Here is a 16,647-nt window from a genome sequence, read left to right as displayed (position 1 = left end):
CGCGGTCACCCGGCGACCACCCCCGCGCGCTCCCCCGCCGGGGTGGTTCCCGGGGCCCAGTGGGCGCAGTGCGGCACGGCTCGCGGGGCGCGGGCGGGCTCCCGTACGAAGCTGTGCGCTGCTCCCTGCACCCCGCGAGGCCGGAGGTTCGTACGCCCATGACCCACGCACACCTGAGACCCGCGCGGCGGCGGCGCCGCGGAGCCGGCGGGACCACCGGGGTACTGGCCGCCGCGCTCGGCCTGGCGCTCGTACTCGCGCTGCCCGGCTCCGCCCTGGCCGCGCCCGGCGATCTGGATCCGTCGTTCGGGCCCGACGGCTGGGTGGTCACCCCGTTCCCCGGGTACGCGGAAGGCCACGACATCGCGCAGCAGGCCGACGGTAAGCTGGTCGTGGTGGGCATGAGCGAGGGCGGCTTCGCGCTCGCCCGGTACAACGCCGACGGCAGCCTCGACTCCGGCTTCGCCGGGGACGGCACGGTGACCAGCGACTTCGGCGGCGGCGCCCATGCGGCCAACGCGGTGGCGATCCAGCCCTCGGACGGGAAGATCGTCGTGGCCGGCACCACCGAGGTCATCGCGGAGGAGGGCGGCGGCTGCTGCTTCTTCTCGGTGGCCCGCTACAACACCGACGGCAGTCTGGACGCGGGCTTCGGCGACGGCGGCCTGGTACGGGTCGAGGAGTTCGGTGGATCCGCGGACGGCGCCGACGTGGCGGTGCAGCCCGACGGCAAGATCATCGCCGCGGGCAAGGGCGGCGGCGGAGGCTTCGCGCTGGTCCGCCTCGACACCGGCGGACACCTGGACCCGAGCCTGGGCGGCGACGGCGCGGTGGTCGCCGGTTTCACGCCCGCCTCGCCCCAGGACGCCGGCGGCACCGCCCGCCGCATGGCCCTCCAGCCGGACGGCAAGATCGTCTCGATCGGGTACGTGGGCAACACCGCCTTCGACATCGGCGTGGCCCGCTACCTGCCCAACGGCAGCCTCGACCCCTCCTTCAGCGGTGACGGCATGGTGACCGCGGACTTCGGCGGCACCGAGTTCGGCAACGCCGTGGCGGTGCAGCCGGACGGCAAGATCGTCGCCGCGGGATCCGGCGGTGTCGGCGTCGCCCTGCTGCGCTACAACGCCGACGGCAGCCCCGACGCCGGCTTCGGCACCGGCGGGCGCACCTCGGTCCACTTCCCCGGGGACGGCGGAGGCGCGAACGCCGTGGCGCTCCAGCCGAACGGCAAGATCGTCACCGCAGGGCAGGCCGACGACCCGAACAGCCAGGAGGCCAACGACTTCGGCCTGGCCCGCTTCAACACCAACGGCACGGTGGACACCGGCTTCGGCGGCGACGGCTTCGTGGTCACGGGCTTCCTGGACTGGGACGATGCCCGCGGGGTGCTCGTACAGCCGGACGGCAAGGTCGTCGCGGCGGGCGTCGGGGCGGGCTTCGCCTTCGCCCTCGCCCGCTACCAGGGCGGCGACGGCACGACGCCGCCCCCGCCGCCGAGCGCGGACCTGTCGGTGACGCAGAGCGGTACGGCCACCGTGAGCATCGGCGACCGCGCGTCGTACACGGTGACGGTCTCCAACTCCGCGGCCTCGACCTCGACCGCGACCGGCGTCACCCTGTCGGACACGCTCTCCGGAGCCGGCGTGGGCCTCACCTCGGCCGCCGCCTCGCAGGGTACGTGTACGACCACGGCGACGGGGGCCACCTGCGCCCTCGGCTCCCTGGCCCCGGGTGCGAGCGCCACGGTCACGGTGACGGGCGAGCCCCGGACCACCGGTATGGTCGCGAACAGGGCCGTCGCGAGCGCGACGCAGCAGGACCCGTCGACCTCCAACAACACGGCGACGACCACCACCGCGGCGAACAACGCCCACGGCTGCACGATCATCGGCACCGTCGGCGCGGACACGCTGACCGGCGGCTACTTCAACGACGTGATCTGCGGCCTCGGCGGCAACGACACCGTCCGCGCGAGCTACGGGAACGACACCGTGTACGGCGGCTACGACAACGACAACCTCGACGGCGGCTTCGGCGACGACACCGTGAACGGTGGCCCGGGCAACGACATCCTGACGGGCGACTACGGCAACGACCGCCTGACCACCACCGACGGAGTCTCCGCCAACGACACCGCCAACGGCGGCCCCGGCACGGACACCTGCACGACGGACCCGGGCGACACCCGCACCAGCTGCCCCTGACCGCCCCCTCCCCGGAGAGCCGTCGCCGCGAAACCCGGCGACGGCTCTCCCCTGCCCGGCGCATGCGCCGACGAAGCGGCGCCCTCGTGATTCCCGTTGCTCAGAACGTCCAGCGGGTGTGGGTGTAGACCCCGTCGTCGCGGCCGTAACCGTAGGCCGTGGACGGGGGGACCGCGAACACGACCACGTCGCCCTTGCGGAACGCGTCGCCGATACCGTGGAAGGTGCCCTCGGGGGAGGTGATGTGGGCGCCGTACTTCGTCTCGTACGCCGTGATCACCTGCTCCAGCACCGCCGGATCGGCGATCTGCTCCGCCGTGCCCTCGACCACGAGGTCGAGCCCTTCGTTGAGGGAGTTGCCCCCGGTGGTCAGCGCGCAGTGACCGTCGTGGGCGAGGTTCTTCGCCTTCTGTTCGCTCGGGCCGGTCGAGAAGTACAGCACCCCGTCGTGCCAGGCGGCGATCACGGGAGTGACGTGCTGCCGGCCGTCGGCTCGCGCCGTGGACAGCCAGAAGATCTCGGCGGACTCCAATTGCCGCTGGGCCTCGGCCCAGTCGGTGGCGGTCACGTCCTCGGCGCCCGGGCGGGGGTTGAGGGCGGAGCTGTAGCGGGCGTCGAGCTCGGTCATCGTGGGGTGCTTCGCGGGTCCCTGTGCCGACATGGCGGACCTCCCTTCCTCTTCCCCCGTAACGACCTGCCGGCCGCACGGAAACCCTCTCCGCGCCCGTTTTCGCCCGTCTGCTCCCGGAGCGGGATCAGTCCGTGTGCTGATACGCCGGGTAGGTCAGGTAACCCGCGTCGCCGCCCTGGTAGAACGTGGCCTCGTCCACCGGGGCGACGGGCAGTCCGAGGCGCAGCCGCTCGACCAGGTCGGGGTTGGCGATGTAGGCGCGGCCGAAGCTGATGAGATCGGCGCCGAGCCCGAGCCAGTGGTCCGCTTCGGTCCGGCCGGTCTGCTTCGGTCCCATCGGGAGGGTCGGGTTCACGATGAGGGTGCCCGGCCAGGCCCGGCGCAGGCCGAGGAGCGCGTCCTCGTCGATGGTCGCTTCGAGGTGGACGTAGGCCACTTCGAGGCGGGCGAGCTCGGCGAGCAGCGCGGTGTAGAGCTCGGGGACATCGGTTTCCGCGACGCCCCAGAACGTCCCGCCCGGGGAGAGGCGGATGCCGGTCCTGGCCGCGCCGACGGCGTCGACGGTGGCGGCCGTCGCCTCGACGGCGAACCGGATCCGGTTGGCCGTCGAGCCTCCGTAGCGGTCCGTGCGCAGGTTGGCGTTCGAGGAGAGGAACTGCGAGATCAGGTAGCCGTTGGCGCCGTGCAGCTCCACCCCGTCGAAGCCGGCGTCGACGGCGCGACGGGCGGCCTCGGCGTACGACCGGGCGTGCGCGGGCACCTCGGCGGTGTCCAGGGCGCGCGGTACGGGCGCGGGCCGGGGCCCGGCCGGGGTGAACACCTCGCCGACGGCGGGGACGGCCGAGGGACCGACCGGCTGCATACCGGTGGTGTCGGGGTGCGAGACGCGGCCGCCGTGCATGATCTGGGCGAAGATCCGTCCGCCGTTGGCGTGTACCGCGGCGGTCACCGGGCGCCACGCGTCGACCTGCTCATCGGTGTGCAGTCCCGGGGTCCCCGGATTGGACTGCCCTATCAGGCTCGGCTGCACCCCCTCGGTCACGATCAGCCCGGCAGTCGCCCGCTGGGCGTAGTACGTCGCCATGGACGGGGTCGCCAGACCGTCGGCGGTGGCCCGGACCCGCGACATCGGGGCCATCACCACCCGGTTCGGCAGGGTCAGGTCACCGAGTCGACGGCTGTCGAAAAGCGTCGTCACCGTAGGGCTCCTTCGTATCCGCAGCGCCCGGATGTCGGGCACTGCGGATACGCTAAAACCTGACATTGACGTCAGAGGCAAGCTGTGTGCCGCGGATCACAGCGGACCGGGAGGGCGAAATGCGTATCGGCGAGCTCGCGACGCGGGCCGGAGTCAGCGTCCGGTCGGTGCGCTACTACGAGGAGCAGGGGCTGCTCACCAGCACGCGCAGCACCAGCGGGCAGCGGCACTACACGGACGGCGAGGTGGAGCGGGTCACGTTCATCCAGCGGCTGTATGCCGCTGGACTGTCCAGCCGCACCATCGCCGAACTGCTGCCGTGCGTCGATGCGCCCAGCGAGGAGACCTCCGACGCCGCGCTGGCGCGGATGGCGCAGGAGCGTGACCGGCTCTCCGGCCACATCGCCGACCTCATCCGCACCCGGGACGCGCTCGACGGGCTGATGGCCACGGCCCGGGCACACCGGGAAACCCTGCGCGCAGTTCCGGCCGGCTCCCCCACCCTCTGACGGCGGGCGGCCCCGTTCCGGCCGACCGCCGGTCAGATCACTCTCCGGCGTCGATGGTGGGCTGGCGCAGCTGTACCTCGGCACCTGTCTGCTTGAACGACTCTGCGGACACCGGTACGAGCAGCGCATCGCGGTGGAAATCCCGCAGGTTGGTCGACCCGCAGCTGATCATCGTCGACGTGAGCTTCGTCCGGGTCCGCTCCACGTTGTCGTACAAGCTGCCGGCGTAGGGCACGTAGCCGTCGACGCCCTCTTCGAAGACCATCTGGCCGCGCTGGCCGTACCGGGCTGCGTTCTGCGCGCGCCGCGAGCCCTCACCCCAGTACTCCTTGTACCACTGGCTGCCGATCTGCAGCTTCCGCGACGGGCTCTCGTCGAGCCGGGCGAAGTAGCGGCCCAGCATGATGAAGTCCGCCCCCATCGCCAGCGCCATCGCCATGTGCGAGTCGCTGAGCAAGCCGCCGTCGCAGCACAGCGGCACGTACACACCGGTCTCCTGGGCGTAGGCGTCGCGCGCCTGGACCACGTCGAGCAGCGCCGAGGCCTGCCCGCGGCCGATGCCCTTCTGCGCCCGTGTGGTGCAGATGGCCCCGCCGCCGATCCCGACCTTCACAAACGCCGCGCCCGCATCGGCCAGGTAGCGAAAGGCCCTGCCGTCGACGACGTTCCCCGCGCCGACGAAAACATCGTCCCCGTACGTCTCCCGCGCGAATTCGAGGGTCCTCGCCTGGTATACGGAATAGCCGTCGGAGGAGTCCAGACACAGCACGTCCGCGCCGGCCTCCATCAGAGCGGGAATGCGGTCCTTGAAGTCACGGGAATTGATACCGGCACCCACACGCAGACGCTTCTCGCTGTCCACCGTCGCGCGGTGATACGTCTTGTGGGCCTGATAGTCCTTCTTGAGGACCAAGGAGAAGACCCGACCGTCCTCGAGCACCGGCAGAACGTCCAGATGGTGCTGCCAGATCAGCTCATTCGCCTCGGACAGGGAGACCGAGGCCGGCGCGGTGACCAGGCCGGCACGGCCCCGCATCCGGTTGCCGGCGGTCTCGGAAGCCCCGTGACGCTCCAGATGGAAGTCGTCGAGGCTGATGATCCCCAGGAACTCGCCGTCCGGCTCCCCGCTCTGCGTGACCACAGCCACGCCCTGCTCGGCCTCGGACAGCTGCCGGGCGACCTCACCAAGAAGCGTCTGAGGCGCCACGGTGATCTCGCTGGTCCGGAAGCCGGCCTTGTGCCGCTTCACCGCCACCACGTCCGCGGCCTGGTCCTCGATCTGCTGGTTCTGGTGGATGAACGACAACCCGCCGACCTGCGCCAGTGCCACCGCCAGCGTCGGTGAAGACACCGCCTGCATGATGGCGCTCACCATGGGCGTGGCGACCCGAATTCCCGGCTCCTCGCCGACCCGGTGACGCACCAGCGGCGCCCCGAGATCCACATTGTCCGGCGTGCAGTCTTCTGTGGTCAGGCCCGGGATGAGGAGGTACTCGCTCAGCGTACGAGAAATCTCGGGGAGGATTTTCACATTGTCTCCAGCAAGGAGCCTGCGCACCGATCGACGACGGATCGGCGAGGCTCGTACGGGCAGTGCGGATCGATACCGACCGGTAGCGCACCATCGGAAGAAGACGCTCTGAAGATCCTCAGAGCGGGCGCACCCGGCGGAGCAGTGCTCGCACGCGCGGCCGAATCGGCGGCGAAGGCACGGCAGACCCGGATCCTCCGCGCGGTGCTGCACAGGCGCTGATCTTCCGTCGCGCCATACGTGATCTTACCGCACCGCCCCTGTGCACCTCGCTCGTCGGCGGCGCACAGCATCGAGAGCGGCAGCGACGAAGTCGCCCTCCCCTCCTCGCACTTGGCCGCCGCGCCCCGACCCTTCGGGAGTCGTAGGCCTTGTCGGCCCGTACCCGGTCCGGGGCTTGCGCGGCCTGACGCCGCCGTCCCGGGCCGGCCGAACCGCACCGCGACGGCCGCCCGAACCACTAACCTCGGCCGCATGACGGCACTTTCCCACCACAGCTCCGACCCCATCGAGCAGCCCGGCCGCGGCGGGGCCACCGCCACCACCGAGGCCGATCCGCACGCCATCGGGCCCGTGCGCACCGAGTACGCGCCCGACAAGGACGGCGATCCGGACCCCGGCGAGATCGTGTGGACCTGGGTCCCGTACGAGGAGAACGACGGCCGCGGCAAGGACCGCCCGGTGCTGGTCGTCGCCCGGGAGGCGGGCGGGCGGACGCTCCTCGCCGTACAGCTGTCCAGCAAGCGGCACGACAACGACCGGGAGTGGGTGCCGATCGGGACCGGGCCGTGGGACGGCGCCGGGCGGGAGTCCTGGGTGGACGTGGACCGGGTGCTGCGGGTGCACGAGGACGGCATGCGGCGCGAGGCGTGCGCCCTGGACCGGAGCCGGTTCCAGCTGGTCGTGAACCGGCTCCGCGAGCGCTACGGCTGGCGCTAGGGCGTATCCGCAAAGCCCTGCCGGGTCGGCCCGGGCCCCCTACGCCCCGAATCCCGCGAAAGCCCGTTCGAATGCCTGCCGCGGTCCCGGGTCGCGGTCCAGCACCCCGAACACCACCCGCTCGAAGACCCCCGCGAAACGCCCGGCCAGCAGCGCCCGGAAGGCCTCCGAGACCTGCGCCGGGTCGTTCCGGAACACCCCGCACCCCCACGCCCCCAGCACCAGCCGCGGATACCCGTGCAGCGCCGCCGTCTCCAGGACGCGCTCCGCGCGCCGCGCCAGCGCCGCCGGGATCTCGGCGGCGCGCTCCGGCTCCTGGCGGCGGATCGTGCCCGCGTTCGGAGCCGGGGAGGTCAGGAAACCCGCCCGGAAGGGGGTGTCCAGCAGCTCGCCCCGGTCGTCGCGGAAGACGGGCACCCCGGGCGAGTGAATCACCCGGTCGGTGTAGAAGGTGCTGCGTCCCGCGCGGTGGACCTCGTAGTACTCCGGGGCCTCCAGCAGGGTCACGTACAGGGCCGAGGCGCGGCACAGCGCCTCCTCCTGGGCCTTGGCCCCGCGGACGTATCCACCCCCGGGATTACGGGCCGAGGCGAAGTTCAGGACGGCCACCGAGGCCCCTGAGACCGGCCCCGGACCGCCTTCGGCGAGCCTACGGGCTGCGACCGTACTGCTCTCCCCCGTGACCTCGACGGCCGTCTTGCACCGCCCGGCGGGAAGTTTCTCGTCTGGAATGACCTGGTTTGGCCCATATATTCTGGTTCCGGCCCTGGATTCCGCCAGGGCGGCGGCGAGGGAGACCTGCCGTCCCGACCGCGTCCGGTACCAACCGGCCGCCACCATGGTCGCGTTCTCCCGCGCGATCTCGCGCAATCTGCTGCTCACGTCGCCATCATCGGCAGCAGGAACCACCCGCGGCCAGAGATTTTCCGCGCGGTGGCCGCTCCCCCCTTTTCAGGCCGACAAGGACGGGTAGGTAGGCATGGTCAAGTCACACCCGTGGACAGGAGACCCTGCCATGCCACAGGACTCGTACGCCCCACCAGACCCGCAGGCCCAGGGCGACCCACCCGCTCTCAGCGAAACCGCCGCCGAGGACCTGGTCCACGGCATCTGTTTCAAGACGGGCCCGCCCCGCACCCTCGGCGCCGAGCTCGAATGGCTCGTACTGGACGCCGAGCGGCCCGGCGAGATACTGCCGCCCGACCGGCTGACCGCGGCGCACGAAGCGGCCCGCGCCCTGCCCCTGCACTCCCGGTTCACCGTCGAGCCCGGCGGCCAGCTGGAGCTCAGCTCCGCGCCCGCCCCCTCCCTCTCCGACTGCGTGGACGGCCTGCAGGCCGATCTCACCGCCGTACGGGCCGCCCTGCGGTCCCAGGGCCTGGCCCTGCGCGGCACCGGCCGCGATCCGCGCCGGCCGCTGCGCCGCCTGCTGTACAGCCCGCGCTACGACGCGATGGAGAGCTACTTCGACCGCACCGGCCCGGCCGGGCGCGCCATGATGTGCTCCTCCGCCTCCGTGCAGGTCTGCGTGGACGCCGGGTACGAGGAACCGGGTCCGCTCGGGTACGGCCGGCGCTGGCGGCTGGCGCATCTGCTGGGCGCCGTGTTCGTGGCGGCCTTCGCCAACTCCCCCGCACACGAGGGCCCGTACGCCGGCTGGCGGTGCTCCCGCCAGGGGATCTGGAACGATCTCGACGCCCGGCGCTCGCTCGCCCCGCCGCTGGACACCGAACCCCGCAGCGGCTGGACCCGGCACGCGCTCGACACCGAGGTGATGTGCGTACGGTCGACCGGCGACGGGCCGTGGCCGGCCCCCTACGGCATGACCTTCCGCGACTGGCTGCGCGCAAGCGAGGCCGGGGCCGCCGGCAACGGCACCCCGGGCCCGGACGGCCTGCGGCCGCCCACCGCCGAGGACCTGGAGTACCACCTGACCACGCTGTTCCCGCCGGTGCGCCCGCGCGGCCACCTGGAGTTCCGGATGATCGACGCCCAACCCGGCGACGACGGCTGGCTGGTGCCGGTGGCAGTCGTCCACGCGCTGTTCGACGACCCGGAGGCCGCCGAGAGCGCGTACCGGGTGGCGAAGGCGCTGGCCGACACCCACGGGCCGCGGCCCTCGCCGCGCAATCCGCTGTGGCAGTCCGCCGCCCGGCACGGCCTGGCCGATCCGGAACTGCGGACGGCAGCGGCCACCTGCTTCCGGGCCGCCGCCGAGGCGCTGCCGCGGCTCGGCGCGAGCCGGCACGTCCAAGACGTGGTCGGCACGTTCGCCGAACGCTTCACACTGCGCGGCCGCTGCCCGGCCGACGACGGATACCTGCAGCTCACCGGGACGGGGGCCCGCTCATGACCGCATCGCCTTCAGCCGACCGAACGCCGACGGACCTGGCGCCCACCCGCTGGACACCCGCCGACCTGCGCGAGCGGGCCTTCGCCGCCCTGACCGCTGCCCGCACCCGTACGGTCCTGCTCACCGATGCCGTGAGCGACCGCGATCTGACCGCCCAGCACTCCCCGCTGATGTCCCCGCTCGTCTGGGACCTGGCCCACATCGGGAACCAGGAGGAGCTGTGGCTGCTGCGCAACGTGGCCGGGCACGACTCCCTGCACCCCGAGATCGACCCGCTCTACGACGCGTTCCAGCACCCCCGCTCCGAGCGGCCGAAGCTGCCCCTGCTGGGGCCGGCGGAGGCCCGGCGCTACACGGCCGAGGTGCGCGGCCGGGTCTTCGACCTGCTGGAGCGCACCGCGCTGGAGGGTTCCGCCCTGCTGGACGACGGTTTCGCGTTCGGGATGATCGCCCAGCACGAACAGCAGCACGACGAGACCATGCTGATCACCCATCAGCTGCGCCGGGGCGATCCGGTGCTCACCGCACCCGATCCGGATCCCCCCCAGGGCCCGCCGCCCGCGGCCGCCGAAGTCCTGGTCCCCGGCGGCCCGTTCACGATGGGCACCTCGGCCGAGCCGTGGTCGCTGGACAACGAACGGCCCGCGCACACCCGGGACACCGGGGCGTTCTGGATCGACACGGCGCCGGTGACCAACTCCGCGTACCAGGCGTTCATCGCCGAAGGCGGCTACCGGGACGACCGCTGGTGGGCCCCCGAGGGCTGGGACCAGATACACCGGCACGGGATCGAGGCACCGCTGTTCTGGCGCCGGGAGGCCGGCCAGTGGCTGCGCCGCCGCTTCGGCGTGACCGAGCCGGTGCCCGCCGACGAGCCCGTGCTGCACGTCAGCTGGTACGAGGCGGACGCGTACGCCCGCTGGGCGGGACGCCGGCTGCCCACGGAGGCGGAGTGGGAGAAGGCCGCCCGGCACGACCCGGCCACCGGCCGCTCCACCCGCTACCCCTGGGGCGACGAGGACCCGACCCCGGCGCACGCCAACCTGGGCCAGCGCCATCTGCGTCCGGCCCCGGCGGGCAGCTACCCGGCCGGGGCGTCCCCGCTCGGGGTGCGCCAGCTGATCGGCGACGTCTGGGAGTGGACCGCCTCCGATTTCCTGCCGTACCCGGGGTTCCGAGCCTTCCCGTACCGCGAGTACTCGGAGGTGTTCTTCGGGCCGGAGCACAAGGTGCTGCGCGGCGGCTCGTTCGCCGTGGACCCGGTGGCCTGCCGGGGCACCTTCCGCAACTGGGACCTGCCGGTGCGCCGGCAGATCTTCTCCGGGTTCCGGACCGCGAGGGATGCCTGATGTGTCGCCATATCGCCTTTGTGGGGCCCGAGATACCCCTGGCCCGACTGCTGACCGAGCCCGAGCACTCCCTCGTGCGGCAGTCCTGGGAGCCGCGCCGGCAGGGCCACGGCACGGTCAACGCCGACGGCTTCGGCGTCGGCTGGTATGCGGAGGGCGACCCGGCCCCCGCGCGCTACCGGCGGGCCGGGCCGATCTGGGGGGACCCCAACTTCGCCGATCTGGCCCGGGTCGTCCGTACGCGGGCCGCGCTGGCCGCCGTACGGGACGCCACCGTGTTCGGGGCGGACGGGGAGGCCGCGGCGGCGCCCTTCGGCTCCGGGCCGTGGCTGTTCAGCCACAACGGCGCGGTACGGGACTGGCCGGACGCGGCGGCGCCGCTCGCGGCCGCCCTGCCACCCGCGGAGCTGCTGTCCCTGGCCGCGAGCACGGACTCGGCGCTGGTCTGGGCGCTGGTGCTGCACCGGCTGCAGCGGGGGGACGACCTCGGCTCGGCACTCGCCGAGCCCGTGCGGGAGCTCGCGGCGGCCGCGCCCGGCTCCCGGCTGAACCTGCTGCTGACCGACGGCACCGGCATCGCCGCCACGGCCTGGGGCGATTCGCTCTGGTACCTGGCCGACACGGCGGCCGGGCGCACGGTGGTGGCCTCCGAGCCGTACGACGACGATTCCCGCTGGTGCGAAGTACCCGACAGGACCCTGCTGACCGCCCGTGGCACACGGGTCGACCTGACCCCGCTGAAGGAGACCTCCCAGTGAGCGACTTCCAGTTGACCCGCACCCTCGACGAGCACTCCGCCGACACCGCGCTGCGCGCGGACGTCCTGCACGGACTGACGGTGTCCCCCAAGGTGCTGCCGCCCAAGTGGTTCTACGACGCGCGGGGCAGCGAACTCTTCGAGGAGATCACCCGGTTGCCCGAGTACTACCCGACGCGCGCCGAGCGGGAGATCCTGCTGGCGCGGGCCGGGGAGATCGCCTCGGCGAGCGGGGCACGCACGCTGGTGGAGCTGGGTTCCGGCTCCTCCGAGAAGACCCGGCACCTGATCGAGGCGATGCCCGCGCTCGACACGTACATCCCGGTGGACGTGAGCGGGAGCGCCCTGGAGGGGGCGGCGCGGACGCTGCTGGCGGAGCACCCGGGGCTGCGGGTGCACGCGCTGGTGGCCGACTTCACGAAGCCGCTGCGGCTGCCGGACGCGCCCGGGCCCCGGCTGGTGGTGTTCCTCGGGGGCACCGTCGGCAATCTGCTGCCGCCGGAGCGCGCCGTGTTCCTGGCCTCCGTACGGGCGATGCTGTCGCCCGGGGACGCCCTGCTGATGGGGACGGACCTGGTGAAGGACGAGGCCGTGCTGGTGGCCGCGTACGACGACGCGCAAGGGGTGACGGCCGAGTTCAACAAGAACGTACTGGCCGTCGTCAACCGGGAGTTGGGCGCGGATTTCCACACCGAGGACTTCGAGCACGTCGCCGTGTGGAACCGGGAGCAGGAATGGATCGAGATGCGGCTGCGGGCCCGGTCGGAGGTGGTGGTGAAGGTCCGGGCCCTGGATCTGGTGGTGCCGTTCGCGGCGGGCGAGGAGATCCTGACGGAGGTCTCCGCGAAGTTCCGCCAGGAGGGCGTACGGAAGGAACTCGCAGCGGCGGGACTGGAATTGACTCAGTGGTGGACGGATACGGAGGGCCGCTTCGCCCTGTCCCTGTCGGTGGCCGACGGCGAGTTCGGCTGGGCCGGCACGCCCGCGAGAAGTGAGGAAGGGGCGGGGACGGAGGAAGCGGGGACGGAGACGGCAGGGACGACGGAGACTGATTCCACGGCGACGGCCGCCTGAGCCGCGGCCGCGAGCTCCCGCCGGTCCGCGTACCGGCCCGGCGGGATCCGCGGCAGCAGCCGGACCTCGGCCCGCACCCCGCGGGCCCGTGCGATCCGCCACAGGGAGGCGGTCAGCGGATCGTCCCCGACGAAGGCGGGCGCCCCGGCGAGGCTCCCGTCCGGCAGCCGGTACGCGAGCTGGACTGGCTGTACGGGCACCCGGGCGTCCAGGGCGGACTGGAAGGCGGCCCGCCGGAAGGGCCCCTGGGCGCGCCCGCACCAGGTACTGCCCTCGGGGAAGACGGTGACGCGGTCGCCGGCCAGCAGGGCGCGGGTGATGGTCTCGACGGTGCCGGGGAGGGCGCGGATCCGGTCCCGTTCGATGAACAGGGTTCCGTTCTGCCGGGAGAGCGGGCCCAGTACCGGCCAGTGGCCGATGTCGCTCTTGGCCAGCATCCGGCAGGGCATGGCGGCGGCGACGAGCGGGATGTCCAGCCAGGAGATGTGGTTGGCCACGATCAGGCGGCCGCCGCCCGGCCCGGGGCTTCCGTGCACGGTGATCCGTATGCCGAAGGCCCGGACGAGGGCGGTCGCCCAGGCCCGTACCAGCGTCCGGCGGGGGCGGGTGGGGAGCAGCCGGACCGGCTGGAAGCCCACGATCCCGAGCAGGATCAGGGCGACGGCGGCGGTGAGCCGGAGCACCGCGCGGGCGAGGCTCGCCCGCTCCCCCTCGTGGCCGGCGCAGGCCTCGGGGGTGCAGGGCGAGGTGGGCAGCCAGACGCTCATGCGGCAGGGACGAGCGAGAGGAAGTGCTTGAGGTAGCGCGGGTTGGTGCGCCGCAGGGAGAGCAGGACGTACAGGTCGGCGCAGCCGAACTCGGCGTCGAGGGCGGGCTCGCCACAGACCCAGGCGCCCAGGCGCAGGTAGCCGCGGAGCAGCGGGGGCAGCTCCATGCGGCCCGGGAAGGTGATGCCCTCGGGGTTCCAGGGCAGGTGCGGGGTGACCCGGTACTCCTCGGGGGCGAGGTTGCGGTTGAGGACGCTCTCGCGGGTGGCGGCGGCCAGGACCCCGCCGTCGGCGAGCGGTATCGAGCAGCAGCCGGCGAGCCAGTTGTGGCCGGAGCGGTCCATGTAGCGGGCGAGGCCGGCCCAGATCAGCGCGATGACGGCGCCGTTGCGGTGGTCGGGGTGGACGCAGGAGCGGCCGACCTCGACGAGGTCCGGGCGGATCGGGGCGAGGGCCGAGAGGTCGAACTCGCCCTCGGAGTAGAGGCGGCCTGCGACGGCGGCGCGCTCCGGGGGCAGCAGCCGGTAGGTGCCGACGACCTGCTCGGTCTCCTCCTCGACGACGAGGAGGTGGTCGCAGTACGCGTCGAAGGCGTCGGAGTCGAGGCCCGGCTCGGGTCCGTCCAGGCGGGCGCCGAGCTCTCCGGCGAAGACCAGGTGGCGTAGCCGCTGGGCGGCGCGTACCTCGTCCTCGTCACGGGCGAGGCGGACGGTGTAGTGGGGGGTGGCGGGGAGGGCCGCGGGTACCGCGACGGGTGCGGCCGCGGGGACGGCTGCGGGGGTGAGGAGGGGAGTGACGGCCGAGGTCACGGTGGGGGGAAGGGTGGACGGGGACAGGGGGGCGATGGTCATGGCGGCTCCTGATCCGGGCACGGGAGCCAGGCCGGCAGGTGGTGTGGCCTGGCTCCTTTACTTCTTCCGTGACTGGCTGGATTCGACATGACTGCTCAGCGGCACTTGGATGTGCGAACGCTGAACTCGGCGGGCGCGCCGGGACTCGGCACGTGCTCGAAGGGGGCTCGACACCCGCTCGAAAGGCGCTGGACAGGTACCTGGGCGGCGCTCGAAGGGGGCTCGCGGGGCGCTCGACGGGCGCACGATGGGCACTCGGGAGCTGGGAGCGCCCCTCGGCCGGGCTCAGCGGTCGGAGCTGAGGACCTTGCTGATCATGTCAGAGGCCGCCTTGGCGGCCTGCTTCGGGTCCTCTCCGGTGAGTACGGCCGTCATGTAGGGCTTGATCGGGTTGTTGCCCTCGACCTCGGCCCAGCGGGCGGACTTCGGGGTGGCGCGCCCCTGGGCGGCTCCGGGCGCCATGCTCGCCGCGCCCTCGTTGCCGTCGACCACGTGCGCGAGGGTGGCCTTGTTGGGTACGTAGCTCATCGTGCGGGCGAGTTCGGTCTGCCAGGTCTCGCTGACGAGCGCGGTGATCACGTCGACGGCCTGGCGCCGGTGCTTCGTCCGTTCGGGGATGATCAGGTCCGAGCCGCCGGTGAAGACGGCGCCGGGCTTGTCGGAGGTCTTGCCGGGGACCGGGAAGAAGCCGAGCTTGCCCTTGAGGGCCGGGTTGGCGGCCTCGATGGCGGCGGCCTGGCCGGGCGGGGCGATGATCTGGGCGACCTCGCCGCCGGCGAAGACCTCGGACTGCGGGGGCGTCTCCTCGTCGGCGTTCTTGGGGCCGTCACCGAGGGCCTGGAGCTGCTTGTAGAACTCCATGCCGGCCAGGGCCTTGTCGTCGTCGAGGGTGCCGACCCACTCTCCGCCCGTCTCGACGGCGAGCTCGCCGCCCTCGTCCCAGATGAACCCGGAGAGGACGTACCAGTTCTGGCCGGGCAGGTAGATGCCCTCCCGGTCGCCCTTGTCGAGCTTCTGGGTGGCCTGGATCCATTCCTGCCGGTTCCTGGGCGGGGTCTTGATGCCGGCGTTCGCGAAGAGGTCCTTGTTGTAGATCACCACGCGGTTGGCGGCGTACCACGGGACGCCGTACTGGGCCCCGTCGATGCTTCCCGGGTCGGAGAGGCCCTTGAGCCAGTCCTTGCTGCCCCACTCGCGCAGGCCCTCCAGGGTGAGTTCGGACAGGCCGCCGGTCTCGATGTACTGGGCGACCTGTGTGTTGCCGACCTCGATGACGTCGGCGCTCTCGGCGCTCTTGCCCGCGAGCACGGCGTTGACCTTCTCGCCGATGCCCGTCCACTCCTGGATCTTGACGTCCAGGTCGACGCCGGGGTGCTCCCTCTCGAACGAGGAGGTGAACTTCGCGATGAAGTCCTCCGAGGCGCTTCCCTTCATCAGCCAGAGGGTCACCTTCTGCGCCCCTCCGGCCGATCCCGCCAGCTGACTGCAGCCCGTGAGGGCGGTCGCGGCCGCGAGGGCCGTGCACACGGCGAGGAAGCGCATCTTCACGAAGGTCACCTTCTGGAGTCCGGTCTCGGAGATGGCTTGAAATTGGCATAGACCAATGGGTGGGTCAAGGCCCTGCCGCTCGGGACTGTTCACACAAAGTTCGCGGAGACGCACTTACTGGGGCACCGTGGAACGAGGCAAAAGCCCCCCACCGTCGGGAGAACCCATGTCGAACCACACCTACCGGGTGACCGAGATCGTCGGCACCTCCCCCGAGAGCATCGATCAGGCCATCCGCAACGGCATCACCCGGGCCGGCCAGACGCTGCGCAACCTGGACTGGTTCGAGGTCACGCAGGTGCGCGGGCACATCGAGAACGGCGCGGTGGCGCACTACCAGGTGGGGCTCAAGGTCGGGTTCCGCCTCGACGGCGAGGACTGAGCCGGGGTCCGCCACGGATCAGGTGCGGCCCGTCAGACGCGGCCCGTCAGGTGCGACCCTCCCCCTCCTGTGCCGACTTGAGCTCCGGCGCGTCCGCCGCCCAGTCCGCCTGGACCACCTTGAAGCCCGCGGCGCGCGCCGCCTGGCAGACGAGCTCGTCGTCGTCCACGAGCAACCGCACCTCCCGGCCCCGGGCGATCCGCCGCAGCACCTCCAGCTTGGTGGTCCGGGCCGGCCTGCGGTCCTGGTTCCCGCGCATCCACAGCCGGCCCTCGGGCAGTCCGTGCCGGGTCAGCCACTCCTCCGTGTCGGCGCGGCACCGCTCCGGGCGCCCGGTCAGGTACACGACCTCGCAGTCGGCCCCCTGCTCCACCGCCAGCGCCACCCCGCGCGCCAGCGGCGGATCGGCCGGGGCCGCGCCGAAGAAGCCGTCCCAGTCCCGGGGCCGGCCCTCCAGGAAGTGCTGGCGGTGGTCGGTGTCGGCCAGCGTGTTGTCGATGTCGAAGACGGCCAGCGGCCGGCGGTCGTTGCTGTCACTCATACGGGTCAGA

General features: G+C 72.4%; 15 protein-coding genes and 1 pseudogene. 8 read left to right on the top strand and 8 right to left on the bottom strand.

Annotated elements, in window-relative coordinates; translation table 11 throughout:
- Positions 1–158: 158 nt before the first annotated feature.
- On the top strand, positions 159–2,207 hold the full coding sequence (locus OG509_RS31950) for a calcium-binding protein (RefSeq protein WP_406186089.1): 2,049 nt from the start codon (positions 159–161) through the stop codon (positions 2,205–2,207).
- A gap of 100 nt (positions 2,208–2,307) precedes the next feature.
- Here the strand turns inward: OG509_RS31950 and OG509_RS31945 are convergent, their stop codons facing one another.
- On the bottom strand, positions 2,308–2,868 hold the full coding sequence (locus tag OG509_RS31945; protein WP_406186088.1) for a pyridoxamine 5'-phosphate oxidase family protein: 561 nt from the start codon (positions 2,866–2,868) through the stop codon (positions 2,308–2,310).
- A gap of 94 nt (positions 2,869–2,962) precedes the next feature.
- Entirely contained in the window at positions 2,963–4,036 is a 1,074-nt protein-coding gene (locus OG509_RS31940) for an alkene reductase (RefSeq protein WP_406186087.1), read from the bottom strand.
- A gap of 119 nt (positions 4,037–4,155) precedes the next feature.
- Between OG509_RS31940 and OG509_RS31935 the strand changes: the two genes are divergently transcribed.
- The gene (locus OG509_RS31935) at positions 4,156–4,545 is read left to right on the top strand and encodes a MerR family transcriptional regulator (protein ID WP_406186086.1); all 390 of its coding nucleotides are present in this window, start codon (positions 4,156–4,158) and stop codon (positions 4,543–4,545) included.
- A gap of 37 nt (positions 4,546–4,582) precedes the next feature.
- Here the strand turns inward: OG509_RS31935 and OG509_RS31930 are convergent, their stop codons facing one another.
- Positions 4,583–6,076: an IMP dehydrogenase gene (locus OG509_RS31930; RefSeq protein WP_406186085.1), complete on the bottom strand. Its 1,494-nt coding sequence runs from the start codon at positions 6,074–6,076 to the stop codon at positions 4,583–4,585.
- A 474-nt stretch (positions 6,077–6,550) separates the two neighbouring features.
- On the opposite strand from OG509_RS31930, the gene OG509_RS31925 reads away from it, so the two are divergent.
- Complete coding sequence (locus OG509_RS31925) at positions 6,551–7,015, top strand: type II toxin-antitoxin system PemK/MazF family toxin (RefSeq protein WP_406186084.1); 465 nt, start codon at positions 6,551–6,553, stop codon at positions 7,013–7,015.
- A gap of 39 nt (positions 7,016–7,054) precedes the next feature.
- Here OG509_RS31925 and OG509_RS31920 read toward each other — a convergent pair whose 3' ends face one another.
- Entirely contained in the window at positions 7,055–7,897 is an 843-nt protein-coding gene (locus OG509_RS31920) for a TIGR02452 family protein (protein ID WP_406186083.1), read from the bottom strand.
- A gap of 133 nt (positions 7,898–8,030) precedes the next feature.
- On the opposite strand from OG509_RS31920, the gene egtA reads away from it, so the two are divergent.
- Genes egtA through egtD form a run of 4 tightly spaced genes read left to right on the top strand, consistent with a single transcriptional unit; the run spans position 8,031 to position 12,548 of the window.
- Positions 8,031–9,368 (top strand): ergothioneine biosynthesis glutamate--cysteine ligase EgtA, encoded by a 1,338-nt coding sequence (egtA, locus tag OG509_RS31915; protein ID WP_406186082.1) that lies wholly within the window; start codon positions 8,031–8,033, stop codon positions 9,366–9,368.
- Positions 9,365–10,717 carry an ergothioneine biosynthesis protein EgtB gene (egtB, locus tag OG509_RS31910; protein WP_406186081.1) on the top strand — a complete coding sequence of 451 codons (1,353 nt, stop codon included), beginning with the start codon at positions 9,365–9,367 and terminating at the stop codon, positions 10,715–10,717. Before egtA ends, egtB begins: the two co-directional genes overlap by 4 nt.
- Entirely contained in the window at positions 10,717–11,475 is a 759-nt protein-coding gene (gene egtC / locus OG509_RS31905; RefSeq protein ID WP_406186080.1) for an ergothioneine biosynthesis protein EgtC, read from the top strand. The genes egtB and egtC overlap by 1 nt, the downstream gene beginning before the upstream one ends.
- The gene (gene egtD / locus OG509_RS31900) at positions 11,472–12,548 is read left to right on the top strand and encodes an L-histidine N(alpha)-methyltransferase (protein WP_406186079.1); all 1,077 of its coding nucleotides are present in this window, start codon (positions 11,472–11,474) and stop codon (positions 12,546–12,548) included. The genes egtC and egtD overlap by 4 nt, the downstream gene beginning before the upstream one ends.
- A 239-nt stretch (positions 12,549–12,787) precedes the next feature.
- On the opposite strand, the pseudogene OG509_RS31895 reads toward egtD, so the two are convergent.
- The 3 genes and pseudogenes from OG509_RS31895 to OG509_RS31885 form a co-directional block, all read right to left on the bottom strand.
- Positions 12,788–13,315: pseudogene (locus OG509_RS31895) on the bottom strand (lysophospholipid acyltransferase family protein); the annotation flags it as partial.
- The gene (locus tag OG509_RS31890; protein ID WP_406186078.1) at positions 13,312–14,166 is read right to left on the bottom strand and encodes a GNAT family N-acetyltransferase; all 855 of its coding nucleotides are present in this window, start codon (positions 14,164–14,166) and stop codon (positions 13,312–13,314) included. The gene OG509_RS31890 and the pseudogene OG509_RS31895, both read right to left, overlap by 4 nt.
- A 285-nt stretch (positions 14,167–14,451) precedes the next feature.
- Positions 14,452–15,714 carry an extracellular solute-binding protein gene (locus OG509_RS31885; RefSeq protein WP_406186077.1) on the bottom strand — a complete coding sequence of 421 codons (1,263 nt, stop codon included), beginning with the start codon at positions 15,712–15,714 and terminating at the stop codon, positions 14,452–14,454.
- A gap of 166 nt (positions 15,715–15,880) precedes the next feature.
- Here OG509_RS31885 and OG509_RS31880 point away from each other — a divergent pair, with 166 nt between their 5' ends.
- Positions 15,881–16,096 carry a dodecin gene (locus OG509_RS31880; RefSeq protein ID WP_030159985.1) on the top strand — a complete coding sequence of 72 codons (216 nt, stop codon included), beginning with the start codon at positions 15,881–15,883 and terminating at the stop codon, positions 16,094–16,096.
- 46 nt (positions 16,097–16,142) lie between these two features.
- On the opposite strand, the gene OG509_RS31875 is transcribed toward OG509_RS31880, so the two are convergent.
- A complete protein-coding gene (locus OG509_RS31875; RefSeq protein ID WP_406186076.1) occupies positions 16,143–16,637 on the bottom strand; it encodes an HAD family acid phosphatase in 495 nt (164 codons plus the stop codon).
- Positions 16,638–16,647: the final 10 nt, after the last annotated feature.

This window comes from Streptomyces sp. NBC_01006 (genome assembly GCF_045162725.1).
Lineage (GTDB): Bacteria > Actinomycetota > Actinomycetes > Streptomycetales > Streptomycetaceae > Streptomyces.
This window is presented reverse-complemented; position numbering and strand designations above follow the sequence as displayed.